Genomic DNA, 25519 nt, shown 5'->3' with positions numbered 1-25519 from the left:
TGGTGATTTCTCCAATTGATTTTCCGGTGTAGCGGTTTCCGACGTCTCGGAAAACCAAGTAGTTCTCTCAAAGTTACCTCTATTAACGACACCAAATTCAGAAGCTTTAGAAAAAAGTTTAAAAAAATAACATTGCGAGATTTAGCTAATAAAATTGAAGAAAAGTAAGAAAAAGTGCTCAAGTTTCCACAAATCGAGCCGAGAGGGCTAAATTGTATAGAAAACCAGCAAAAGGAAACAATTAAAGGTAAGTTCGCAGACGATAGACGTGAAGATTAGAAAAGAAAAAGCCCCTTTTCCTTTGAGAGAACTGGGGCTAGGTTGGTCGCCAGAGCCTATGTGGAGATCAAGAGAAATGAACACATTTCCGGCATACCGAGTGCAACTTTACATTGAAAATGATTGGCAGGTGAGAGATGAGAGAGCCGCTCATTCTATTGTAAAGCTGCTTGCCAAAAGCCTGCATTCCCATCCACGTCTGAATGTATTGAGTACAGGCTAAGTAAACTACTGCAATAGTGACATTGCAGAGTTTGGCAACTGTTTCGCTTGAGCAAGAATCGATGTACCTGCTTGTTGCAAAATTTGTGCTTTGGTCATTTGCGTGGTTTCTTTCGCAAAATCTGTATCTTTAATTCGGCTGTTCGATGCGTCAACGTTTTCTTGGATGTTTGCCAAGTTGTTGATGCTGTGACTCAGACGGTTTTGCTTCGCACCTAAGTCTGCACGTTGCGAGTCTACGTATTTCAGTGCCGAATCCAGCACAGAAATCGCGTTTTGAGAACCTTGTACCGTGGTCATATCAATATCTTGTACTGACGTTCTGATAGGTTCATCACTCAGGCCAAGCTCAGATGCTAATCCACCAGAAATAGAAATCTCACCCTGAACGTTTGGATGCGCGACAAAAACTTGCAACTTGCCATCTTCACTTACAGACGCATTAATCATATCAGACTGACCATTAATGTAAGTGGCAAGCTCTTCGATGTCGTCGCCCGCTTTGGCATTAATGTTGATTTCTAGATCATCAACATTGCCGTCTTCGTCTTCACCCATACCTGGTAGCGTGATCTTCAAGTCAGATTTAGCTGGGTCAACGCTCCAGTTTTTATCTTTACCGTTCTCAGATAAGAAGGTCACACCGCCCATGCGAGTATCGTCCGCACGAATGCTGGTGAGTCCCATGATCATGGCTTCACCTGAGCTCGCACCAATCTGGAATGCCGCTTCACCGAATGAGCCGTTCAATAGACGACGACCACCAAATGAAGTGGTTTCTGCAATACGGTTTAGCTCGTCAATCAATGCCATTGACTCTTCGTTGATCGCCTGACGCTCAGCCGGAGAGTTAGTACCGTTCGATGATTGAATCGCAAGGTCACGCATTCGTTGCATGACAGAGGTTGCCTCATTCATCGCACCTTCAGCGGTTTGTGCAATCGAGATACCATCGTTCGCGTTACGCATTGCGACATCTAGGCCACGAGACTGTGCAGTTAAGCGGTTAGAGATCTGTAGACCTGCCGCATCATCTTTTGCACTGTTAATCTTATGTCCTGAAGATAAGCGCTCCATCGACGTGTTTAATTCATCAGTCGCTTTGTTTAGGTAACGCTGCGCGGTCATCGCGGAGACGTTAGTACTAACTGTTACAGCCATTTTGCTCTCCTGTTGAGTTCGCAAGATTTTGCGAAGCGGCCAGCTTTACTCTCATTTGGATAAGCACTGACCGTAAAAGTTACTTGCTAAATCTGCCTTAAACGCAGGGTTTAGAATCTCTAAATCTGTTCTGATATTTTCAATACAATTTGTGTGCCAACTTGCGTAAATTATTTAACTACTTTTAAAAGAATCAGATAAACAATAAGTTAGCTTTATCATTAAGCTATTTCAGGTTTGTCAGACTCATCTTAGCCCAAGGGTATTGAACGCTGCCCTGTTGCCGCCCGACTTGCCTCCCGCCTCATTGCCGCTTTGGGTAAAATCGTGCCGCATGACATCTCAGACTCTCAGGTTACGCCGACTTATCGCGCTTAAGGCTTTGCACATAAGGCATCAAAATCAGACAATGTGTATGAGTGCCATACTAGATGTAGTTAAACAACGTTAGATCTTTGGTCTTACCGAATGCTTGTTGCGATGCCTGTAACGCTCGCGAGTTTTCACTGAACTCGATCACGGCTTTAGAGTAATCCAAGTCCTCAAAGTTGCTCTTCGCTTTTGCCAGAGACAAATTAAAGTCTTCATGATTTTGCTCTTGGATATCCAGCGTACTCAATCGAGCACCGGCATCTGTACGCGCTTTATTCAAATGGATAAAAGCAGCGTGGAATTCTTCTGTCATTTGGTGCAATTTGGCGGTCGCCGACGTATCCGAAACCGATTTGTCTGACCATGCCATTGCATCCTTGAAGGTATCGAAAATGCTGAACTCTGCCCGCTTTTCGATCTCAATGCTGTCACCAGGCGTAATTTGGCCTTTTACGTGCACTTTCAGGCCTTTGTATTCAATCCCTTTCTCTGGAGAAAACTCATCGGCATCCACTACTTTGCCGTTACGCTCTAATTGGTAACCAAATTTGCCGTTATTCATATCGACAAATGTCACGCGATACGCCGCATCATCCTTCGTATCAACGTTAGTGGCTCTGTTTAATAGCAACTCAGAACCATTTTGTAGATCGTAATTCGGCTGATAATCGCCAAATGGGTTTGGTATCTCCATAAACAGCTTGCTGCCAGGATCGTTCATTGGCATCTCAAGCATGCTAGAAACTTTCATTTTGCGCTGATAATCGTCCCCAGCGTATTGCACGCTACCATCTTTATCGCGATAAAATGGTTGGCTTTTTGGCTTAGTGCCAGCAAACACGTAGTTACCAGATTCATCTTGCGAGTTCACCAAGTTAAGGAAGTTGTTCGCAATCTCTTCTAGCTCACGCTTCTTTGCTTGTCGGTCTTCAGCAGAAAAGGCACCGTTAATCATCTCCATCGTTAAGCGCTTCGACTCGTCGGCAAAATTCTCCGCATTGGCGATATTAACTTCGTGGTTTTCTAGACGATTACGCACCAACACTATCGAGCTAAGATATTGTTGTAGCTGTTCTTGTTGCTGACTAATGTTTTGGATGTAATGCGCAGCGAGGGGGTCGTCACTAGGTTTCAGTAACTTTTTCCCTGAAGCAAGTTGCTCTTGGTTGTGGTGAACCTTATTCTCTTGACGACGCAGATCATTTTGTACGGACTGATAGTTATGGAAACTAGAAATTCGGGTTAGCACTTATCTCTTCTCCTTACCTCAGTTGTAAAATAGTATTGAAGGTATCATTCGCCGCTTGCATCACACGTGATGAAGCCATGTACGCTTGTTGAAACTTCATCATGTTGGCCGCTTCTTCATCGAGGTTAACGCCAGAAATAGAAGCAACGCGCTCTTGCGCCGCTTCATGCTCTAAACGAGCGACGGAGGCTAAACGGTTTGCTGTAGAAGATTTCAGTCCAACTTCAGTATTGAGGTTATGATAAACATCGATCAAGGTACTGGATTTTCCATCCATCATCTTGTCTGTTTGGATCTTCTGCATTTTTCTCAAGTTGCCGTTACCACCTTCAGAAGGCACCAAGTTTGCGGTGAATTTATCATTCATCAGTGCGCCTTCGCTCAACTCAAACACGGTTGCATCGCCGTTTTTATACAGCGGATGGCTTTTCGGCACTGAGATTTCAATCATCGGGTTATCTTTATCTAACGGGTATGAGTATTTGTCCGATAGTAAATTACCCTTGTTATCCGTGATCTTTAACCACGGCTTATCATGCTTCTCGTCGGCTGGTTGTACGGTAACCTCAAACTCTTTAACATCCCCCGCCTCACGAATTTTAAACTTGGCGTTACCTTGGGCAAAAGTGGTTGAGGCTTCATAACTTTGTGCGGCAATAGCTTTTGCGTCATTGGTTTCCATCTTTATGATGGCTGCACCACTTCTCGTTGGGCGGAGCAATACGCGCTCACCGGCGGCAAGGCCTTCACCAATTTGCACTTTCATACCATCCAGAACAAATGACGAATCCGAACGGTCGATGTTCAACGACATTTGCTCACCTTTCGGTGTTGTCACGCTGTATTGATCGCCATCATAACGCAGCGAATATTCACCACCTTTGATCGCGGAAATGTCCTCGATGTAAACCGCAACATCAGCTTGGGAGTCAGGCGCAGCAAAAACTCGAGATTTTGCCACCAGCTCAGAGTTCACGTCGGTAAATACGTCTTTACCTATCTTACCGTTGAGATCCAGACCTTGAGATTGCAGCTGATTAATTTTGTAGGAAAAGCCCGTCGCTAAACGGCCCATTTCATCTTGCAGTTGTGGGATGTGTTTGTCGCGCATTTCAAGTAAAGCGCCGATTTTGCCATCCATATCATCAGACTTGATCGCTTTAATGCCATTCCCTTCCACCATTGCTAATCGTCTTTGATGAACATCCGGATAGCCATCGATCATTTTGAGCTGGCTTGCTTCCGTGCCAGAAACAAGAGTGTGTCCATTGCCGATATGAACATTAAACCCTTCCGCATTTTTGCGTGGGGTTACGGTAACTTTGGTGTACTCTGACAGCTCAGTAACCAGCTTTTCATGCTGATCCATCAGGTCATTATGTGGACCGGGAGTACGCATCATCAGTCGATGAATATCGCGAATTTCCAACGCAAGTTGATTAACGCGCTCAATGCCCATATCCAATTTTTTATTGGTGACATCAGATTGCAGTCGCACGGTTTCGTGGAAATCATTTAATGTATCAGAGAAGATTTTCGCCTTTTCCAATACCACTTTTCGTGCCCCTAAATCGTTCGGGGTATCTGCCATGGTTTTTACCGCATCGAACCACTCATTCAGGTTCTCGGGAATTTTCTTCGATGCCACAGAGCTCAACATGCTAGAAAGCATATCAAGATTATCTTGGGTATCCGTTTTGTTGGCATTGTTGGTCGACGACAGGTTCAGTTCATTCACGGCAAACTGATCCCACGAGCGGCGAACATTTTCCACATGCACACCCATGCCGTAGGTAGAACCACCGAACATGCGCGGATCATTCGTGCCTTGGATAACAGACTGACGGCTATAACCCTCTGTATTAACATTAGAAATGTTATGACCAGTGGTGTTTAATTGTCTCTGAGCAGTAAGCACACTTTGAGTACCTACATTCAGAAGATCTGACGCCATACATGCCCCCAAAAACGAAATATAAATCGGCAAAACCGATCACCTAGACACATTAAAAGCAAAAGATGTGCCAAGTGATAGAAAGGCGTAGATGTTCAGATAAAGTGAAGGCTTGCACTATGGCAAGCCTTCGAGAACGTCATAAATTGTCGCAGAGACATTACATACTTTCGATTTTATCCTTCACCTGCAGGACTTTATCTGCGTAATTCGGATCGGTCGCGTAACCCGCACTGTGGATACCGCGAATAAACGACTCTGAATTCCCGCGTTGCTGCAATGCTGTATCGTAACGTGGGTTGTCATTCAAAAATCGTACAAAGTCATTAAAGCTGTCTTCGTAACTTGAGTAGGAGCGAAACGCTGCCGTTTCTTTCACTGGCGTGTTATCGTGGAACTCTAAAGTTTGAGTCGTCACTTTGTCACCCTGCCAGCTTCGATCTGCTTTGATATTAAATAAGTTGTTGCTGCTGCCACGCGCGTTCTTCACGACCTTTTGTCCCCACCCCGTTTCCAAAGCGGCTTGCGCAAGTAGCAAAGATGGCTCGACACCTAGGGCTTTCGCAGCTTTCTCCGCGTATGGCTTCATCGAGTTAACAAAGGATTCTGGTGAATCGAATCGAGTGGGTTCATTGCTTGGTCGAGATAGTTGACCAGATTCAATCAAGCGCTGTTCAATCTCGCGCGCTTTTTTCGTGTCAACACGACGATATTCCGCAGCATTGTTTGCCGCATCACGCATAGCCGTTTCTTTTTTGTCGTTCCCTTGCCCAGCCGTTAATTGCTTAACAATCATATCGGCCAGTCCCATTGAACCAGACGAACTCAATTCACTCGCCATCTGTTCATCCAACATTTGTCGGTAGAACTTCTCGTTTTGGCTGTTCATCATGTTGGACTCAAAGCCCTCATTGGCTTCTCGCATGGATTTCAACATCATGGAGGTGAAAATAGATTCGAACTGACGAGCTGCTGCACGCAGTGCTTCTTGCTCGCCATCTTTACCTTCCTTCACTGCTTTTTGACGCAAGGTATCCAGCGAACTGATGTCATGAATAAAACCAATGTCGTTAGGATTGTTCATTATACCTACCTCCTAACCATTAAATGATGATCAACTGGCCTTCAATGGCACCAGCTTGTTTCAATGCTTGCAAGATAGCCATCAAATCCGACGGCGCTGCGCCGACTTGATTCACTGCACGGACCAAATCATCCAACGTTAAGCCTGGCTCAAACTTAAACATCTTGCCCTGCTCTTCGCTGACTTCGATATCCGAGTCTGGTACGACAACGGTTTGCCCACCAGAAAAGCCGTTAGGTTGGCTAACATTCAGGTTTTCTTTGATCGCAACCGTCATGCCGCCATGCGTTACTGCTGCAGGTTTAAGACGCACATGCTTACCAACTACGATGGTGCCCGTTCGTGAGTTAACGATGATTTTGGCTGCACCATCTGCTGGGTCGAACTCTAGGTTTTCGATTGCCGATAAGAACGCAACACGCTGGCTGACGTCACGAGGAGCACGCACGCGCACTGATGTCGCGTCAACAGCGCTCGCCATTTGTGGGCCAAGGAAGTTGTTTACAGCATCCGCCATACGTTGAGCCGTTGTGAAGTCTGACTCAAGCAAGTTGAACGTGATGTAATCACCACGACCAAATGGGTTTGGAATTTCTCGCTCTACTGTCGCACCACTAGAGATAAGACCAACGGTTGGATTGTTACCTACGATTTTAGAACCGTCAGCGCCTTCAGCACTGAAGCCGCTCACTACTAAGTTACCTTGAGCAACCGCGTAAACTTGACCGTCGAGACCTTTGAGGAACGTTTGCAGCAAGGTGCCACCACGCAAACTTTTAGCACTTCCGATGGAAGAGACAGTCACGTCCACTTGCTGACCCGGTTTAGAGAAAGGCGGCAATTCGGCCGTAACCATGACTGCGGCAACGTTTTTAATTTTTGGCTTTGTGCCCGGCGGCATCTGAATGCCGAAGTTTTGCAGCATGGCGGCGAAACTTTGCTCTGTAAACGGGTTCGCTTCACCCGTACCAGGTAAGCCTGAAACCAAACCATAACCCACGAGTTGGTTGCTTCGTACACCTGCCACTTGCGCGACGTCTTTGATACGTGCGGCTTGGGCTACGGTAGAAAACAGAGCAACGCTCATCAGTACTAAAAGGAGTTTTTTCATGCTTACTTATCTCTTGCAGTCAAATTGCCGTCAGCACGGCGTGTTATAGCGCTACATTAAAGAATCGTGCCAAGAAGCCTGGCTCTTGCATATCTTGTTGCAAACCAGTGCCAGAGTACTGAATTCTTGCGTTAGAAACGCGATTTGATGCAATGGTGTTGTCGAAATTAATATCATCCGGACGAATAGTGCCACTTAAACGTATGTACTCATCACCCGTATTTAGCGTCATCCACTTCTCACCGCGGATCACGAGGTTGCCGTTTGCCAGTACTTCGATCACCTCAACAGTGATGTAACCACTGATGCTGTTGCTCTGCTTTGCAGAAGAGTCACCTGCAAATGAGTTGGAGTTGTTTAAGTCATAAGAGAAATTATATTTTCCGCCAATTTGCAGCTCTTCTCCGCCCACTTGAAGCGGGTCCATTTGCGCTTCATTGGTTTTCGATAAATCGGCATTTGCGCTTTTCGTCGCACTGGTTGTCTCATCCAGTGTTACGGTAATAATGTCGCCAATACCACGTGGTTTAGAATCGTCGTATAGGTCGGTAATGTGCTCGGCGCTAAACAACGAACCTGTTGCAGCAGCGTAATGCTCAGGCTTGTTTTTCGGATGAATTGGAGCCCAAGCAGGGTCGCCAGCAACCGGATCACTTCTACCACGTAAAGTATCTACAATACCGCTGCTCTCTTCTTTCGATTTATCGCCTTCTACTGCGTCGACCACAGTGGTTGCTTGTGTCACTTCATCCGTTTCAATCGGTTCCAACATGGCACAGCCCGACATCGTAGCAATCAAAGCGAGTAGGCAAATACGTTTCATCGTGAGCTCCTCAAATCTTGCTCTTAATCGTTACAATTGCTGGTTAACGAAGCTCATCATTTTATCGACTGACGAGATCACTTTTGAGTTCATTTCGTAAACGCGCTGGGCTTCGATCATGTTGACCAACTCTTCCGTTACATTCACGTTGGACGCTTCCAGCATGGATTGACGAATTTCACCCAAACCGTCCAAACCTGGAACACCCTCTTGTGGATCGCCACTGGCACCCGTTGGTAAGTAAAGGTTCTGACCAATTGGCTCTAGGCCACCCGGGTTAACAAAATCTGTAATGGTTAACTGACCAACGACTTGGTTGTCTTGCTGCCCTCGGACGCGAACCGACACTTCACCATCCGTACCGACAGTAATAGAAATCGCATCTTCTGGAATCACAATTTCAGGCTCTACAGGGTAGCCAGAACCCGACGTGACTAACGTGCCTTCACCATTTAGCGTGAACTGACCGTTACGGGTATAACCGATGTTGCCGTCCGGCAATGTCACTTGAAAAAAGCCGTCGCCTTCCACCATCATGTCCAGTGCGTTGGTCGTTGTCTGTGCATTGCCGTGCGTGTGCACTTTTTGCGTCGCAACCACTTTAGAACCCGCACCTAGCATCAAGCCACTTGGCAGTTCCGTGTTCTGAGATGACTGGCCGCCAGGCTGGTTGATGTTCTGATAGAACAGATCTTCGAATACTGCACGGCTCTTTTTGTAGCCGACAGTAGAGGCGTTCGCCAAGTTGTTCGAAATCGTGGCAATGTTGGTTTGTTGGGCGTCTAGACCTGTTTTACTTACCCATAGTGCTGGATGCATAGTGAACCTCTAACTCTGTTAACTCATACGAAGCAGTGAATCTGAAGATTTATCCATTTCTTCAGCTGTGCTCATCATCTTGACTTGCATTTCAAACTGACGTTGTAAGTCAATCAATGCGGTCATTTCACCTACGGCATTCACGTTACTGCCTTCTATCGCTCCCGTCTGGAGGCCAACAGTCGCGTCTGCTTCGTAAGGTTGGTTTGGAGTTTTATGGCGAAATAAGCCATTGGTGTCTTTAAACAAGCTTTGATCATTAGGCTTAACAAGCTTAATGCGATCAACCGCTTGGAATTCTTCTGCCGGGGCACCTTGAGGAAGTACAGAGATGGTGCCATCCCGACCGATTTCAATTTTGGAGAGAGGAATAGGCAAAGTAATCGGCGCGTCGTTTTCACCCAGCACCAAATGACCACTTGCGTTGGTAAGCATGCCATTTTGATCGACTTTTAGGTTGCCGTTACGGGTCAACCCTTCTTTCCCTGTGTGATCGAGTACCGATATCCAACCGCTGCCTTCAATCGTCACATCCAGATCACGCCCTGTTGTAATCACGCTACCTTGAGCAAAGTTATGCCCTGGACGCTCTGTCATGCTGAACACACGTGAAGGATGGCCTTCACCATAAGCCTGCATTGAGCGAGCCTGTGCTAAATCAGCCCGAAATCCGGTCGTGCTTACGTTAGCCAAGTTATTAGCGCGCAATTGTAGTGCCTGCATATTTTGCTTGGCGCCACTCATTGCGAGAAACAGTGCGCGATCCATAAATTACTCCAAAAAATCTCTCTGTACACGGAGTAAAAGCAATAGTTATGCCAAAAAAAATAGGCTTATCAATCAATACTTTGAATTAACAACCAACAATTAAAAGAGGTCAATAGGGGCAGAAAACTGTAACGAGAGGCAAGGTTTTGATCCATACGGCGGCAACAGCGGCAAATCGTAGATCAAAGCATGCTTAGCCTGAGTGAGGTGTATTCAGGCTAAGCATCAGATGAATGTCATGATGAAAGTGAACAAAGCGGTAATTACTAAGAAGCAATCACACGCCATTGCTTACTCAAGCAGAGTATCGAATGACCCAGCTAGTGCTCTAGCGGATCTGTAAGATATTCTGTTGTAGTTGGTTGTGTACTTCGAGCGAACGTGAGTTTGCTTGGAAGTTACGCTGAGCAGAGATCAGGTCCACCAACTCCTGCGTCATATCAATGTTTGACTGTTCCAGCATACCGTTATTGATGGTGCCGAAAGAGCCTTTATTTGATTCACCCCAGATCTTGTCACCAGAGAACTGCGTTGAATCCCATTGAGTGCCGCCTTTCTTATCCAGACCTTGCTCGTTTGGAACACGTACGAGAGCAACACGACCCAATGTAACGTTTTCACCGTTTGAGTAAGTTCCCAATACGCTGCCGTTTTCATCGAAGTCAACTTTGGTTAGGAAGCCCGTCGTTGCACCGTCTTCGTCAAACTTAGTCAGTTCGAACGGAGCCGCAAACTGTGTTGCTGAGCCTAAGCCGAAGTTAAGCGTCTGCGCAGGATCGGCACCATTCATATCGACTGGTGTCGTGTTCGTCGCCGGATCGCCCAGAGCCACAGAAGTGATTGGCTGACCATTGTTCAAGCTCGCCAACGTACCATCGTTGTTGAACTTCATGGTATGCCCCACATGACCTGTTGGCGTTTGCGCATCACCAGCCGCAACATTTAAAGGCTTTTCACCTTCTTTATCTGTCACGGTGTAGTAAGTGTTCCATGTATTTGGCTGAGTCTGATCTTTCAAGTAATACGTCGTTAGCTTGTAAGACTGACCCATCGAGTCATAAATTGTCGAAGAGGTTGAACGGTTGTATGTATCTGGGTCTGAAAAATCAAACTGCGTTGGATCTTTCAAATCGCCGTTCGCTGGCAAGTTCACACCCACTTCAATGTTTGCTGTTTGTTTTGGCTTACCAAATTCAGCAGGAATATTGATGGGTTGTGGCTCGTATGAAGAAACCTCACCAGAGCTTGGGTCCACTTGGTAACCTAATAAGAACTCGTCGTTCGCGGTCACCATGTAGTTTTCTTTATTTAAGTGAAATGCACCATTACGTGTCAGTTCATTCTGTTGTGGAGTTAGACGCTCTTTCGCTACAGCGAAAAAACCTGTCCCCGAAACACGCAAATCCATTGGGTTGTTGGTGTAAATGCTAGAGCCTTCATGGAACTGCTGTGCCACTTGGCTTGCTTGTGCACCACCACCCGGTGTGGTTTTTGCGTTAGTAAATAAAGAGTTAGAGTAGACATCAGCAAACTCAGCACGGGACTCTTTAAAGCCGTAAGTGTTGGCGTTCGCAATGTTGTTACTGGTGGTGTTCAAATCCAGTTGGGCGGCGGACAAACCGCTTAAAGATACATATGACATTCCAAAATCTCCTAATCTAGCGAGCTATGACTACACTTTGCCGACTTCCAATACTTCTGCAAGTCGAACTGGCGATTCAAAACCAGCCAGATTGAGTAATACGTTTCCGTCACCTTTGCCAAGCAATACGCTGTTTACGTTGGCATACGTCGATACTGGGAACTCTTGCGACTCCCCCTCAACTAAGCCAGACGCTTTCACTTTGTATTTGCCAGCTGGCAGTGGATTTCCGCTTTCATCTTTACCGTCCCAAAGCACACGCGTGTCGCCGGCTGGTTTCGCCCCTACCTCAAAGGTACGAACCAGTTGGCCAGCTTCATCCTCTACACGAACAAACAGATTATCGATAGATTGTGAAAGCTTAACCATTACCGCCATTGGTGCGTCGTCCTGCTTCACACCTGCTGCTCCTGGGACCAATACGTCACGCCCTACCAAAGAGGAAGCTTGTAACGCTTGATTTGATGTCATTGACGAATTCAAACTCTCAAACTGAGTGTTCATCTTGCCAATGCCATCAACGGTCGCAAATGAAGCCATTTGCGCAATCATCTGGTCATTACTTACCGGCTTAAAAGGGTCTTGCTGAGACAGTTGCTTCGTGAGCAATGATAAGAAGTCTTCCTGTTTTAGGTCCTGCTTACCCGTGCTCTCTTCCGCTTTCTTGTTACTCTCTTGTAGACTTTTAAGCTGGTCGATATAGGACAAGCCGCTTTGACCAACGTTGTTAATTCCGGCCATACGCTACCCCCTTATCCTTATTGACCCATCTGCAGCGTACGCAGCAGCATTTGTTTACTAGAATCAGCGACCTGTACATTAGTTTGGTATGCACGAGAAGCTGAGATCATGTTTGCCATTTCTTCCATTACATTGACGTTAGGCTTGTAAATGTAGCCTTCTTCGTTTGCAAGGGGATGGTCTGGGTTGTACTCCGCACTCAGCGGTTTATCACTTTCTACAATACCCATCACTTTCACTGGCACCGTATCACCGCCACGCATGGCGTTACTTAACTCAGCACCAAACACGGCATGACGCGCTTTGTAAGTGTCTTTCGCAGAGCTGCTGACACTGTCGGCGTTCGCCAAGTTGCTTGAGGTAGTATTCAGACGAACGGATTCAGCGCTCATTGCGGAACCTGTCACATTGAAAACGTTAAATAAGCTCATCTAAATTATTCCCCTTTGATTGCTTTGGTTAAGTTCTTGAATTTGCTGCCTAGAAAGTCGAGTGATGCTTGGTGTCTGATTTGGTTTTGCATAAACAAGTTACGCTCTAAATCCAAGTCTACCGTGTTGCCATCTCCCGTATCTGGTTGCGTAGGAAGACGATATAACTTGTCCCCAACCAACGTTGTAGTGGCAGGAATATGCCGACCATCTGTGCGACTAAGACCAATGCTTGCCCCAGATGTTGCCGCTTGCAATTCCTTCGCAAAGTCTAAACCTCTTGCTTTGTAACCAGGCGTGTTTGCTTGTGCGATGTTGGTGGAAATCACCTCTGCATTGCGCTCACGTACGCCCACCGTGTGCTGGTGGATGCCTAGTGCATTGTCAAAAGATATAGCCATGTTTGCCTCTACAATTAAGAACTGACCGTGATTGATAACCAAAAAGCAATTAGCATGCCAAAACCTAAAGCATTACACCAACCTAGTGGTTACCGTGAATTGAAATAGCAATAAGTGAGCCAAAGTAACTGGAATGTCATGTCGTATCACTTTGCTCACTTAATAAAGATACACCGTGTTGAGGGCACAAGGCAAAAACGCGCTTCAACTAATTGAGTGATACATGAAGCGCTCGGCGCAGAAAGGTAACAAACAAAAAAGCCTGACACGAAGTCAGGCTTTTCTATCAATGAAGAGATACCGCTATTTAAGCTTGTAAATGATGCCCGGATTACAGCGCACCATTTCAAATTTATCAGTCAGACCAGTTAGCGACTCTGATGCCCCTAACAGCAAGTAACCACCAGGGTTTAAACTGCTCGCCATTTGGTTAAGCACTTTAGATTTCATTTCTGGAGAAAAGTAAATCAATACGTTACGACAGAAAATGATGTCGAACTTACCCATCAGTGCGTAACTGTCCATCAGGTTTTGTGGACGAAAGTTCACCAAACGCTTGACGTTATCTTTGACTTTCATGCGACCACCGTCCGCATTTTCAAAGAAGGTGCGACGACGTTCTGGTGAAAGCCCGCGACCCAAAGCCAAGTTGTCGTACACCCCTGCACGACACATCTCGAGCATACTTGCCGAAATATCTGTGGCTGTAATGGACACGTTTGGTAACAAGCCCGGCTTGCGCTGTTGCGTTTCCAGGATCGTCATTGCAATAGAATACGGTTCTTGGCCCGATGAACTGGCAGCAGACCAGATCTTAATTGGGCGCTTGCTTGCCGCTACTTCTGGCAATAATTTGTCAGCTAAAACCGTGAACGGATAAGTATCTCGAAACCACAAGGTTTCGTTAGTCGTCATCGCATCCACAGCGGCGACTCGTAATTCTCGATTACGCCCTGTAACAACATCACGTAGCAAATCTGATAACGATGCGAGCTTAAACTTCGTCACTAAAGGACTCAGTCGGCTACGCACGAGGTATTGCTTGCTATCACCTAACACGATGCCACATTGCGATTCTAGAAAACGGCTAAAGTCACGATACTCTTGATCACTGATTGTAATAGCAGTCATTAATGTCTCTTTTATTGTGTTAATGCAGATTTAACCGCGTTACCCAACTCATCTGGGTTAAATTTCGCAATGAAGGTGTTGGCACCTACACGCTCAACCATAGCTTGGTTGAATACACCACTTAATGAAGAATGGAGGATAACATAAAGGTCTTTCAAATCGGCATGTCTGCGAATTTCAGCCGTTAAGGTATAGCCGTCCATTTCTGGCATTTCAATATCGGAAATAACCAACGAAATTTGATCGTAGATATTGCCTTCTTGAGCCATTTCAATCAACTTATTGTACGCTTCTTTGCCGTCTTTGACAGATACGACCTCAAAACCGATGGATGTAATCGCACGCTCTACCTGTTTACGCGCGACCGTCGAGTCATCAGCAATCAGTATGCGGCGTACAATAGGCTTTTCTTGTTCTGCTTGTGCGATTTCTTCGCCAATAGCGGAATCCATCGTTTCATCAACTGGCGCAATTTCTGCCAGGATTTTTTCAACGTCAAGGATTTCAACCAGCTCATTGTCAATGTTTGTAACGGCAGTCAAGTAGTGCGCTTTACCTGCGCCGTCTGGCGGTGGCAAAATCGCTTCCCAATGCATATTGATAATACGCTCAACCGATGATACCAAAAATGCTTGGATCGTACGGTTAAATTCTGCAATAACAACAAAACATTTATCTAAATCAGTGGTTGGGCGGCCACCAATTGCCAGGCTCAAATCAATAACGGACACGGTATGGCCGCGGATATGAGCGATACCTTTAACCAGAGGGTGTAGATTTGGCATTGAAGTCAGCTTAGGGCACTGTAGTACTTCTTTCACTTTGAATACGTTAATGCCGTAGCGCTGTCGGCCCATCAGTCGAAAGGTCAATAATTCCAATCGGTTCTGACCGACGAGTTGCGTACGCTGATTCACCGAGTCAAGAATCCCCGTCATATGCTCATCTCCATCTCAAACTTTTTGTTTTTAAATGATACTCTACCACTGGCAAGCACGATACCAGGGAGACAGTATGGCGTATTTCACTTTCACTTCGACACCATTGACTATGACAATATGTAGAGCGCTAATTACAAAGTACGCTAAGTCTATCGGCATTTTGCTCAGTATGTTTAGCTTTTTTGTTCATTCAGCTTCAGATAATCAGATCGAGCAAATAAAAACAGCAGCAGAACAACATATTCTTGCTACGGTTGATCAGCCTGATGGTGGCGAGCTATCTGTTAATGCGGCAGAGATCGACTCGAGAATAAAAGCAACGGATTGCCCTATTCCGTTAGATACATCTGCCTCTTCCACCAGCAGCACGAGAAGTAACATCAATGTGTTAGTGGAATGCCAACCGGATGACTGGAAAGTCTATGTCCCTGTGAGGATCTCGGTATCAGTACCAATGATCGTCGCTACACGAACACTAGGGAGAGGAGAAATCGTCAGCGCATCGGATGTTACCACTTCCATGATCGAGCTACAGCGCTTTCGTAAAGATGGATTTTCTAGCTACGATCAAGTGGTTGGGGCAAAGCTAAAGCGTAATGTTCGCTTAGGCGATGTCGTAGAGAGAAATGATGTTTGTGTGGTATGCCGAAATGAAAAGGTCATTATCAAAGCGGTGAATTCTGGCATGACGATCACAACGCAAGGCACAGCATTGCAGGATGGTTCAGCTGGCGATCAAGTAAGAGTGAAAAATGATAAGTCGCAACGTATAATAGAAGGCATAGTGACTGACATTGCGGAAATCACTGTTAATTTTTAATACCCACTGGTAGCGTGTTTAAACTGATCAATAAAAATGCAAAAAATGACTAAAGTTATTTTTGCGCTGGTCGATAGTCTGGATACCAGTATTACGATACAAGGCAAAGGTTAAACATGGCAGGTATAGATAATATACGTTCAGGGCAAATGATGACGACAACAAGTCGCGCACCTGCACGTAACGATTCCAATGCTACCAGCACGACAGAATCAAAAAAGGCGCCAGCGCAACAAGACGCAGTATCACTCAGCCAGCAAAGTAAAGCCGTCAGTAAACTCCAGAAGGATATGGCAGCTTCTCCGGCATATGACAGCGCCAAAGTTGCAGCAATCAAAGAAGCTATCACAAACGGTTCATACAAAGTCGATCCTGAAAAATTGGCTGACAACATGATTAAGTTTGAAAACGAATTGCAAGGCAAAAGCTAACTGACTTAGGCCGAAGGTAAGTATTTTATGGCAGCATTAGTCGATCTCGTTAATTTCCAGCTAGAAAATGCTAAGGCACTTTCCGCTGTTTTACGCCAAGAAACACAAGCAATAACGGCGCGTGTCTCTACCGAGATTGAGAACATTGCCAAACAGAAGATGACGCTCATTGATCAGCTCAGAACAACTGATCAGCGAATCGCCTCTCACCCGCACGTCAATCAACTTACTGAAGATGAGCACCTAAGTCAGGTTGTTGCTCAAATCCAATCGATCGTCCTCGACTGTCAACAAGTTAACCAAGTAAATGGCGAATCGCTTAGTCGCGCACAGCTGAGCTTCAATAAACTCAACAACATGCTCCAGCGAACTCATGGCAAAGTTGGCATGACCTACAATGCGGGCGGAAAAACCCACACCATCTCGACGCTTGGCACCAATATAAAAGCTTAAACGTCACTCCTACCCTCAATTCCCGCGCTCACGTAGATATAAAAAAGCGACTCATTGTTACCAATCAGCCGCTCAAAAAGATTATCTGTCTAGTGAAATGGTTTAAAACAAAGTTTGCTGACGCTTCTCAGGCACTTGCTGAACTTCTCCATAATCACGTAGCTTATCCATCTTACGGATATCCAGACGCAGCTCAGTCACATAACTGTCTTCAACAAGATAACTACGCACAACTTCTGCACCACGAATTACACCATCGACGGCACCAGTGGTGCTTTCAATACCCAAACGCTGGTCTTGCAGCTCTGCACGTCCACTAACACGCATGCCATAAACTTGCTCTGCTAGCTCACGATAAGCATCAATTTTTGATGCGCGCATTGCACGTACACGCTTTTCTTCTACTGTGCGGCCTGTTTGCTCACTGACGCTGGCGTAGCCCACCGCCACTAAGATTTCATCTTGACGCATCTGTTGTAATGGCTGACACCCAACCAATATCAGTGTGGCAACAATAAATAATAACTTCTTCATGCTTCTATCCTATGGACGGAGAATCACAGTGTACGGCTGACGAATGGTAGGGTCAGAACGAATCAACACACCATCTTGTGTGCGGATGCTATTTAACGTATCTAAGTCACGCCCAATACGGTCAGCCGGAAGGAAACCTTGCGCTGTCGCTACAACTACACGGCTTTGCATGCCAACCACGCGTGCATTGACAAGCACTCCCCCCTCTTGGCGCAGCATCGTTCCGGTCAATACATACTGAATTTGCTGCTCTTGAGCTAAATCTTGCCAATCACGACTTAAAGCAAAATCGCCCTGTTGCGTCACTTGAATAGAGCCCGTAGTTTTGAAATCAACCACTTTAAACCCTCGGCGCTGAAACTGATGGATAAAACCTTCAGAGACCGAGTTACCTAACCAGTTTGTTGCATCCATATTTTGTAGATCAACAAACGAGGTAATCGCAATCGGTGTCCGCGCTGATACTGCCACATTAGAAACCATCAGGTCTTCTGTCATGCTCTCAATGAAAAAGTCCATCGTATGACGCGGACTATCCATCAGCATGAACTGGCTTCCCGAGTAAGGTTCTTTACCATTGTAAATCGGTGAGTACGCGCACGATGTCAGAAGCGTCATCATCGATGCAGCGACAAGCCACTTTTTCATGGTTTGATTCTCCAGATAATCTTAGGTGATACCGTTCTTTATTAATTCCTTTCCAAGAAAGTGAATATTGGAACAGTCTTTGCTTTTCTTTGTTTGCCTAACGAAGAAAAACCCACCAAACTTCACTGAATTTGTTAAAGCAATATTTATACCCGAACGGTTGTAACCAATGAAAAAAATATTAAACAGTCTGTTTTCAATCACTTTAGTGATGCTTGTGCCTTTTAAGGTAATGGCATCTTGGTATGAAGTCACAGGCGTTGCCACCATCGTTTCTTCAGAAGAGACGGCAAGGCTCCATGCGTTGGAAGACGCGCTGTTCAAAGCCGTCAATTTTTCGGGCGCAGATATTGGCAGTATTAGCAACTTGATGCCGCTATTAGAAGAAAGTCGCAACGAATACCAGTTTACCAATCATGAAGTCCGTTACATTTTGGTGGAGTCTGAACGCAAACGTCGCGGTAAAGTCGAGGTAAAAATCCGCGTTGATATTTATCCATCGGCAACGGGTTGCCACACCGATCAATACAAAAAGACAATGCTGGTCGGCAATATTGAGGTCGCATCACCACAACAAGCAGTGATGGGACAAATTTATCAAGTTGGTGACGATTTTAGCCACGTAGTGAACCGTCAACTTGATCAAACCTCACGCAGCTTTGTGTCTGTTGGTACAACGGACTACTCAATAAGCAGCAACTATCCTGCTCGCACTCAAATGATCGCGCAAGACAATGGCGCACAATACATCATTGGAGGGGTCATTACCGATCTCACTGCAACGGTCGAATCTCAACTATTGCAAGATGACATCATCAATCGTCAGTTTGCGTTAGAAATGAAAGTATTTGATGGTAAAACTGGCCATGAAATCTTCAACAAAGCCTACCGTGAGGTCGCGCGTTGGCCATTTGCTAAGACGAGTCAAGTGGACACTCGTAGTGCACGTTTTTGGGCATCGACCTATGGCGAGATGATGCTTCGCGTTAGTCGCAATATTATGTTGGATCTGGAGTCGGAGCTATCTTGCAAAATTACACTGCCAGAGGTTGTGGCAGTCTTCGGTAATACCGTAACGATGGATCTCGGCCGTATGCACGGCGTAAAAGAGGGAGACAAATTGCAGCTTTGGCACACCGCGTCGTTTATCGACCAAAATGGATTGCCAAGAAACAAAGTCTCGCAAAGCGAAATTACATTAACGGTATCACGCATATACGAACACGAAGCGGAACTGACGATTGATCAGCCAAATTTAGCATCTAGCGTTCAAATTGGCGACGTAATGAACAAGATCCTATAAAAGCAAACATTAAGTCTTGAGATATGCTCACTTTTGAATATCATAGGCAGCGCATCTTATTTGATTATACCAATGACCGTAGCGAATCGTTCAACGTGATGCTGATACAGATCTGGTAGATTGCTAGATTTGAACTCAGTAAAACAGTGCAATGAACTGCAACTATTGGTATTACGCCCCCATGGCACAGCTGGATAGCGCAGTCCCCTCCTAAGGGACAGGTCGTAGGTTCGAATCCTACTGGGGGCGCCATATCATAGCCTTAGCTCCCACTTGAGCTAAGGCTTTTTTGTATCTTCAATTTCAAGCCTCGCACTGCTCCCCCTAGTACACCGTGTTAGATAATCTTTCCAGTAATCAATATGATCGGATCGGGTGTTTCGGTTACGGGATAAACCCTTCTACTGATCTGACTTCTTCCCCTTGAAATCATTTCAACAAGCCCTATTTACAGTTTTGTATTTTATTACTTTAATTATCTATGAGTTTTGCTTACCCTTTTAGCTATTAATAAAATTATTAGTTAGCACTATGTCTAAGAGCAATTTAATAACTAACACTGGACACCGCTTTATTTCTAAAGGCAAGACAGCCTTTAAGATACATATCCATACCCCCGAGGATACGGTACTACACCGCTCGGTAGGATTTGTTCGTATTGGAGAAAAGAAAGGCTTACAAAAAGCCATTAAGCTGAGAAACGAGTTAGGCCGGCAAATGTGGGGCAAATTCTGGCGACGTCTTTTGAAAGACCCTTACCTAATGACTAGGCTTCCACATAGCGTTGAGCCTAAAATCGTTCACAAGCCTAACCCTACTCTTGAAAACCCTGACAACCGAGATACGTGTTACATCGCCAAGTGGCGAGAGTTCAATGATGACGGTGAGTATAAATATAAAACGGTGGTTCGCTCTATTAGTAAGTACGGCAAACTTGCCGCCTACATGCAAACCAAAAAAGCGTTGTTAGAAGCACATAAAGATAACTTGGAGATCCTGACATTTATGGGGCGTTTAAACAGCATTGATCTTAAGTAATACCTGGCCACTTTGAACATTTCAGTCAGTTTTTTGAAGAGAAATAAAAAGCCCCAAAGAGCGAACTCTTTGGGGCTTTCAGTTTCAGTCTTCTATACTACGGTCGAATAGGAGCTTATTGCTGAACTTGGTATTCAAATTCTGGAACAACGACTTCTACGCGACGGTTTTGTTGACGACCTTCACGAGTGTCGTTTGAAGCGATTGGGTTGTTTTCACCTTCGCCACGAGCTTGGATACGTGATGAATCAATACCTTTTTCAACGAGTGCGTTAGCAACAGACTCAGCACGTTTTTCAGAAACTTTTAGGTTGTAAGCTGCTGGACCAGACGTATCTGTGTAACCTACAACTTCAACGTTCGCTTGTGGGTGCTCGTTTAGGAAAGCAACTAGGTTATCAAGTTTTGCAGCGCTCTCTGGTTTTAGAGTTGTGCTGTTTAGATCGAAGCTACCTGTGCCAATTGTTTGAGTTTCGAATGTTTTCGTAACTACAACTGGCTCTTCTACCACTTCTTCTACAACCACTTCTTCAACAACAACTGGCTCTTCTACGATTACTGGCTCATCGTTGCCGCCGAATTTAAAAGAAACACCTAGTGTTGCAGTGTTACCTGTCGCACGAGTTACATCGTTGCTGATGTCAGTCAGTGTTTGGTATTCCGCACGAGCTGTTACGTTTTGGCTTAGGTTGAATTCAAGACCAGCCGCGCCTAGGTAAGAGTAATCATCTTTGCCATCAAACATTACGTAAGCGCCACCCACTTTACCGTAAAGTGCGATGTCTTCAGTGATTGGTAGGCTAAATTTAGGAGCAAGAGTGATTGCTTCTACGTGGCCACCGAAAGAAGTTTGGTTAAAATCACCGATGTTGTCGAAACCCGCTTCTACTGCGAAGTATTTATTCATTTCGTAACCAACAAAAGCGCCAAGAGTAGAATCGTCTTTGTCACAAGCCTGGCCCGCTACACACGCGTCTTCCATCCATGACTTACCCATCTTACCACCAACGTATACTTCTGCTTGTGCTGCTGAAGCCATAAGTAGAGACGCTGAAATTACCGCTGCTAATTTTTTCATTATTGATTCCTCTAAAGAAGTTCTTTTGTTAGATGCCGAAATGCGCCGTCTGACTGACGTTGTATTTCAATTCTTTTTATTCATTCCTTGAGTGAGATACTTAGTCAGCTTCTTTTTATGCACATGCATTTTTTTATGGAAGCAACTTACGTACATTTCCTGTTCAGTGATACATATCGCCATCTCGGTATCGCTGACGGGATGAACTATAACGCTAAGAAATCGCGAGAAAAATCCCAATTCTGTCAATTTATTGTCATCAAAAATCTCGACAACATGTGATCTTAAGCAAAAAAATCCCCACGCAACCACGACGCAAACGTTTGCTTTAATTTTTGGAACAACATAGCTAAAGCAAAGGTTTTTCTTAAAAATGAGACAAATAAAATGGAACTTTAAGGAGCATGGATAAAAATCAATCAGATATTTGATATGTAATCGCTCGTTTTTTATTCACGCCAACGATATTTGGATTAAAAAATCTTATCCATATTGAGGTAAATTACAGTTGAAACCATCTCTTCATTCACCAATATGAGAGAAAGTTTCTCGTTATCTAAATTGAAGATACAAAAAAGCCGCGGTTGCTCACCGCGGCTTTGTGACTATTTATTCAAAAGAACGTTCAGTTCAAAGCAATTATGCGTTTGCTTCACGCTCAGCAATGAACTCAAGCGCCATCTTAATGCGAGCAATACAACGCTCTTTTCCAACCAGCTCCATTACTGCATCGACAGAAGGAGACTGACCGCCGCCTGTTACAGCAACACGTAATGGCATACCGATTTTGCCCATGCCGATTTCCAACTCTTCACATACTGCTGCGATAACGCCATCTTTGATGTTCGCTGTCGTCCATTCAGTTAGTGCTTCCACTTTCGCTAATGCAAGTTCTAGAGGCTCTTTAGCCACGCCACGCAGGTGTTTCTTCGCTGCGCCCGCTTCAAACTCAGAGAAATCTTCATAGAAGTAACGGATTTGCTCAGCTAGCTCAACTAGCGTGTTGCAACGCTCACCCACTAGCTTGATCACGTCAGTGATAGCAGGACCATTCGTTACGTCTAGTTTTTGTTGATCTAGATGCCATTGTAGATGCTCAGCAACGTACGCAGGGTCTGAGTTCTTGATGTAGTGGTTGTTCAACCATTGCAGTTTGTCAGTGTTAAAAGCAGACGCTGACTTAGATACTGCGTTTAGGCTAAATAGATTGATCATCTCTTCTTGAGAGAAGATTTCTTGGTCACCATGAGACCAACCAAGGCGCACTAGGTAGTTGTTTAGTGCCGCAGGCAGGTAGCCCATATCGCGGTATTGCATGACTGATACAGCGCCGTGACGTTTAGACAGTTTCGCGCCATCATCACCCAGGATCATTGCACAGTGTGCAAATGTAGGTACTGGGGCACCTAGTGCTTCGTAGATGTTGATTTGACGAGGCGTGTTGTTGATGTGGTCTTCGCCACGAACAACGTGAGTGATACCCATGTCCCAGTCATCCACTACTACACAGAAGTTGTAAGTAGGTGAACCGTCAGTACGACGAATGATTAGGTCATCCATTTGATCGTTGCGGATTTCAATGCGACCACGGATTTGATCATCAAATACTACGCTGCCTTCTTTCGGGTTACGGAAACGGATAACACATGGATCGCCATCTTTTGCCGCTTCGTTTGCTGCTTTGATTTTTGGATGGTTAGCATCGTAGCGAGGCATTTCTTTATTTGCTTCTTGCTCTGCACGGATTTCATCTAGCAGCTCTTTAGACGCGTAACATTTGTAAGCTTTGTCTTCAGCAAGAAGCTTATCAACCATTTCGTTGTAACGGTCAAAACGTTGAGTTTGGTAGTAAGGACCTTCATCCCACTCCAAGCCTAGCCATTCCATGCCTTCAAGAATTGCATCAACCGCTTCCTGAGAGTTACGCTCAAGGTCTGTATCTTCGATACGTAGAACGAATTCACCACCTTGGTTTTTAGCGTATAGCCAAGAGTAAAGTGCAGTACGCGCACCACCAACGTGTAGATAGCCAGTTGGGCTAGGAGCAAAACGAGTTTTAACCGTCATTTGAGTTCCTTAGGGGTAATGAGCAACGAGAGATCTCTCGTTGTAATGTCAAGGATAAAAGTGGCGACATTTTACCACCGTAAGTCAATTCTACAATCGGTTTGACAACAGAAATAAAAACAGGGCAGAACCAAAAAGGCACAGCCCTGCTATTTACTGTTAAAGCACGAGACGAAATTACTTCAGGTTACGCATTGCCCATTGCATAAATTCTTGCTGCTCTTCACGGCTCAATTCATTAAACGATGCTTTGATTGTTTTGGTTTCCGCTGGAGAAGACGCAATGCTTGCCTTAGTCGATTCTTTATTCATTGCGTTATTATAGTCGGCAACTTCTCGTTCGTAATCACGAAAACCTTGCAAACCACCTTTACGAAGTTGAACCATAGAGAATGCCACTTCTTTTCCGTTTTTGTCTTTCAATACCACTTTAGGATCGAGTTCGAAGGCTCTCGCCTCTTCAATAGTACGGAATGTTTGATAAGTCAGAGAAAGCTCGGTGTCTTTTTCTGCATCAAACTCTAATACCAGCGGCTGCGAATCGAATTTACGGCGCTTTCCATCTTCAAATACGATTTGTCCAACCGTTACCGCTAATTGGTTTTCCCCATCTTCTAACTCGATGCTGTTGTTCTTGGATATCCACTCAGGGTAGACGAACTCGCCGTTGAGAACGCGAGGAACTAATTCAGATTGCAGAGTGAGTTGAGCAGCAAAAGCTGGCGCCGAAAGCATTGCGCAAAGTCCGAGAAGTGTCGTTGTTTTTTTCATCATGGTTCTCACTTTATACCAATTTAGATAAGCCTCTAAAATTTACAGGCCAGTCATTTCAAAGGCTTATTTGAATAAGTATCAAGATAAAAAGGGCGTTTCCGCCCTTTTAGCTGCTTCTTTAATTAGAAGTAGTATTCAACACCTACAGAGAACTCGTCGTAGTCAGCAGACTTCCAACGTGCTTCTGTTGGTTTATCTAATTGAGACGCACCGTCGCCAAAGTCTAGAGTACGAGCACGTACGTACAGCACTGCCGATGGGTCTACGAAATACATAACTTGTGCTGATAACACATCGTCCGCTGTATCGTTAATTTTCTTACCATCACGCTCTAGATCAAAGTTAGCGGCGTAAGCCAGTTTGTATTGCCAATCACCCGTGGTGTACATGATAGCGGCAGACATTGCATCTTGCTTTTCACTCACACCATTGCTTGCGTCCGCTTCCATGTATTTGTATTGCGCAAAGAAAGAGATCCCGTTATCAAACCAGCCTTGTGCCCCTACCAAGTACGTGTTGTTTTCCCACGTTTGGCTTTCCATCTTGATATTACGGTTACCTTCATATGCCGCATCTAACTGGATAGGACCAATTTTGTAGTGTGCTGCGATACCACCCCAGTAGTCATCCCCTTCACCTAGACCTGCTTTATCACCTGCACCAGCTGCGATATCTAGGGAGAATTTGTCAGCAAACATTGGAGAGTCCCAGCGGATAGTGTTTGATTGACGGTCTTGGTACTTGGCGCCACCAATAGCACCGCCCCAGTCGTATACATCGCCGAGGCCAGGGTTAGATGCTGGCCAGTCAACCAATTCGTACATAGGTGTCAAAACGCGACCCAGGCGAATTTGCCCCCAAGATGCACTTTCAAAACCGACGAATGTGTCACGTTCACCAAGACCTGCGCCCTCGCCACCAAAGCTAGGGTCTACATAACCGCCTTCGATTTGCCAAATAAAAGTAGGGTCGAAGTTAGCAAATTGTTTTTTACCACGGAAACCAATACGAGACTCGTTGTTTAGCTGCATGCCACCCAAATCATCGTCCGTTGCTTTGCTGCCAGAATCGTAATCGCGGTACGCGGCCTGCATCGCGATGATTCCGTAAACTTCATAAGAAAATGAATCTTTGGTTAGAAACTCTTTTGCTGCGTCACTGTTTGCACCATCAGCAAATGCAGCACCACTGAACATCATGCCGGTAATTGCCGTGGCAAGTAGGCTTTTCTTTAGGTAAGACAT

At 45.2% G+C, this 25519-nt stretch carries 25 protein-coding genes and 1 tRNA gene; 6 read left to right on the top strand and 20 right to left on the bottom strand.

Features of this window, described 5'->3' with window-relative positions; genetic code table 11:
• Positions 1-507: 507 nt before the first annotated feature.
• The 14 genes from R7F64_RS22270 to R7F64_RS22205 all read right to left on the bottom strand — a co-directional run bounded on the left by R7F64_RS22270 (position 508) and on the right by R7F64_RS22205 (position 15126).
• A complete protein-coding gene (locus R7F64_RS22270; protein ID WP_005382038.1) occupies positions 508-1662 on the bottom strand; it encodes a flagellin in 1155 nt (384 codons plus the stop codon).
• 427 nt (positions 1663-2089) lie between these two features.
• Positions 2090-3283 (bottom strand): flagellar hook-associated protein FlgL, encoded by a 1194-nt coding sequence (gene flgL, locus R7F64_RS22265; protein ID WP_047102907.1) that lies wholly within the window; start codon positions 3281-3283, stop codon positions 2090-2092.
• A gap of 13 nt (positions 3284-3296) precedes the next feature.
• Entirely contained in the window at positions 3297-5237 is a 1941-nt protein-coding gene (flgK, locus tag R7F64_RS22260; protein WP_065274248.1) for a flagellar hook-associated protein FlgK, read from the bottom strand.
• A gap of 160 nt (positions 5238-5397) precedes the next feature.
• Positions 5398-6324 carry a flagellar assembly peptidoglycan hydrolase FlgJ gene (flgJ, locus tag R7F64_RS22255; RefSeq protein ID WP_318072084.1) on the bottom strand — a complete coding sequence of 309 codons (927 nt, stop codon included), beginning with the start codon at positions 6322-6324 and terminating at the stop codon, positions 5398-5400.
• Between the two features lie 16 nt (positions 6325-6340).
• Positions 6341-7432, bottom strand: coding sequence for a flagellar basal body P-ring protein FlgI (locus R7F64_RS22250; protein ID WP_005393118.1), 1092 nt, complete (start codon positions 7430-7432; stop codon positions 6341-6343).
• 43 nt (positions 7433-7475) lie between these two features.
• Positions 7476-8255 carry a flagellar basal body L-ring protein FlgH gene (flgH, locus tag R7F64_RS22245; protein WP_005382033.1) on the bottom strand — a complete coding sequence of 260 codons (780 nt, stop codon included), beginning with the start codon at positions 8253-8255 and terminating at the stop codon, positions 7476-7478.
• Positions 8256-8285: 30 nt separating this feature from the next.
• A complete protein-coding gene (flgG, locus tag R7F64_RS22240; protein WP_005382032.1) occupies positions 8286-9074 on the bottom strand; it encodes a flagellar basal-body rod protein FlgG in 789 nt (262 codons plus the stop codon).
• Positions 9075-9092: 18 nt separating this feature from the next.
• The gene (gene flgF / locus R7F64_RS22235) at positions 9093-9842 is read right to left on the bottom strand and encodes a flagellar basal-body rod protein FlgF (protein ID WP_318072083.1); all 750 of its coding nucleotides are present in this window, start codon (positions 9840-9842) and stop codon (positions 9093-9095) included.
• Between the two features lie 328 nt (positions 9843-10170).
• Positions 10171-11484 carry a flagellar hook protein FlgE gene (gene flgE, locus R7F64_RS22230; RefSeq protein ID WP_005382030.1) on the bottom strand — a complete coding sequence of 438 codons (1314 nt, stop codon included), beginning with the start codon at positions 11482-11484 and terminating at the stop codon, positions 10171-10173.
• Positions 11485-11514: 30 nt separating this feature from the next.
• Positions 11515-12225: a flagellar hook assembly protein FlgD gene (flgD, locus tag R7F64_RS22225; RefSeq protein WP_318072082.1), complete on the bottom strand. Its 711-nt coding sequence runs from the start codon at positions 12223-12225 to the stop codon at positions 11515-11517.
• A gap of 17 nt (positions 12226-12242) precedes the next feature.
• Positions 12243-12656 carry a flagellar basal body rod protein FlgC gene (gene flgC, locus R7F64_RS22220; protein WP_005393132.1) on the bottom strand — a complete coding sequence of 138 codons (414 nt, stop codon included), beginning with the start codon at positions 12654-12656 and terminating at the stop codon, positions 12243-12245.
• Positions 12657-12661: 5 nt separating this feature from the next.
• Positions 12662-13057, bottom strand: coding sequence for a flagellar basal body rod protein FlgB (gene flgB, locus R7F64_RS22215; RefSeq protein WP_005382026.1), 396 nt, complete (start codon positions 13055-13057; stop codon positions 12662-12664).
• Between the two features lie 303 nt (positions 13058-13360).
• Positions 13361-14188 carry a CheR family methyltransferase gene (locus R7F64_RS22210; protein ID WP_005382024.1) on the bottom strand — a complete coding sequence of 276 codons (828 nt, stop codon included), beginning with the start codon at positions 14186-14188 and terminating at the stop codon, positions 13361-13363.
• 11 nt (positions 14189-14199) lie between these two features.
• On the bottom strand, positions 14200-15126 hold the full coding sequence (locus R7F64_RS22205; protein WP_005382022.1) for a chemotaxis protein CheV: 927 nt from the start codon (positions 15124-15126) through the stop codon (positions 14200-14202).
• Between the two features lie 76 nt (positions 15127-15202).
• On the opposite strand from R7F64_RS22205, the gene flgA reads away from it, so the two are divergent.
• The 3 genes from flgA to R7F64_RS22190 all read left to right on the top strand — a co-directional run bounded on the left by flgA (position 15203) and on the right by R7F64_RS22190 (position 16833).
• Positions 15203-15949: a flagellar basal body P-ring formation chaperone FlgA gene (flgA, locus tag R7F64_RS22200; RefSeq protein WP_262654186.1), complete on the top strand. Its 747-nt coding sequence runs from the start codon at positions 15203-15205 to the stop codon at positions 15947-15949.
• Positions 15950-16065: 116 nt separating this feature from the next.
• The gene (gene flgM, locus R7F64_RS22195) at positions 16066-16380 is read left to right on the top strand and encodes a flagellar biosynthesis anti-sigma factor FlgM (RefSeq protein ID WP_005382018.1); all 315 of its coding nucleotides are present in this window, start codon (positions 16066-16068) and stop codon (positions 16378-16380) included.
• 27 nt (positions 16381-16407) lie between these two features.
• Positions 16408-16833 carry a flagella synthesis protein FlgN gene (locus tag R7F64_RS22190; RefSeq protein WP_005382015.1) on the top strand — a complete coding sequence of 142 codons (426 nt, stop codon included), beginning with the start codon at positions 16408-16410 and terminating at the stop codon, positions 16831-16833.
• Positions 16834-16935: 102 nt separating this feature from the next.
• On the opposite strand, the gene flgP is transcribed toward R7F64_RS22190, so the two are convergent.
• Both flgP and R7F64_RS22180 read right to left on the bottom strand, forming a co-directional pair.
• Entirely contained in the window at positions 16936-17367 is a 432-nt protein-coding gene (gene flgP / locus R7F64_RS22185) for a flagellar assembly lipoprotein FlgP (RefSeq protein WP_005382014.1), read from the bottom strand.
• A gap of 9 nt (positions 17368-17376) precedes the next feature.
• A complete protein-coding gene (locus tag R7F64_RS22180; protein WP_005382013.1) occupies positions 17377-18015 on the bottom strand; it encodes a FlgO family outer membrane protein in 639 nt (212 codons plus the stop codon).
• Positions 18016-18184: 169 nt separating this feature from the next.
• Between R7F64_RS22180 and R7F64_RS22175 the strand changes: the two genes are divergently transcribed.
• From R7F64_RS22175 to R7F64_RS22165, 3 genes are all read left to right on the top strand, one after another.
• Complete coding sequence (locus R7F64_RS22175) at positions 18185-19318, top strand: flagellar assembly protein FlgT (RefSeq protein ID WP_005382012.1); 1134 nt, start codon at positions 18185-18187, stop codon at positions 19316-19318.
• A gap of 175 nt (positions 19319-19493) precedes the next feature.
• Positions 19494-19570, top strand: a tRNA-Arg gene (locus R7F64_RS22170).
• 279 nt (positions 19571-19849) lie between these two features.
• Positions 19850-20356 (top strand): hypothetical protein, encoded by a 507-nt coding sequence (locus R7F64_RS22165; RefSeq protein ID WP_005382011.1) that lies wholly within the window; start codon positions 19850-19852, stop codon positions 20354-20356.
• A gap of 115 nt (positions 20357-20471) precedes the next feature.
• Here R7F64_RS22165 and R7F64_RS22160 read toward each other — a convergent pair whose 3' ends face one another.
• The 4 genes from R7F64_RS22160 to chiP form a co-directional block, all read right to left on the bottom strand.
• A complete protein-coding gene (locus tag R7F64_RS22160; RefSeq protein ID WP_005382010.1) occupies positions 20472-21434 on the bottom strand; it encodes an OmpA family protein in 963 nt (320 codons plus the stop codon).
• A 639-nt stretch (positions 21435-22073) separates the two neighbouring features.
• Positions 22074-23501, bottom strand: a complete 1428-nt coding sequence (gene gltX / locus R7F64_RS22155) for a glutamate--tRNA ligase (protein ID WP_005384075.1) — start codon at positions 23499-23501, stop codon at positions 22074-22076.
• Between the two features lie 177 nt (positions 23502-23678).
• A complete protein-coding gene (locus R7F64_RS22150) occupies positions 23679-24275 on the bottom strand; it encodes a DUF2057 domain-containing protein (protein WP_318072081.1) in 597 nt (198 codons plus the stop codon).
• Between the two features lie 122 nt (positions 24276-24397).
• Complete coding sequence (gene chiP, locus R7F64_RS22145; protein WP_005382007.1) at positions 24398-25519, bottom strand: chitoporin; 1122 nt, start codon at positions 25517-25519, stop codon at positions 24398-24400.

Source organism: Vibrio sp. Vb1980, assembly GCF_033338615.1.
Lineage (GTDB): Bacteria > Pseudomonadota > Gammaproteobacteria > Enterobacterales > Vibrionaceae > Vibrio > Vibrio alginolyticus.
The sequence above is the reverse complement of the archived record's forward strand: the minus strand, read 5'-3'. Positions and strand labels throughout refer to the sequence as shown.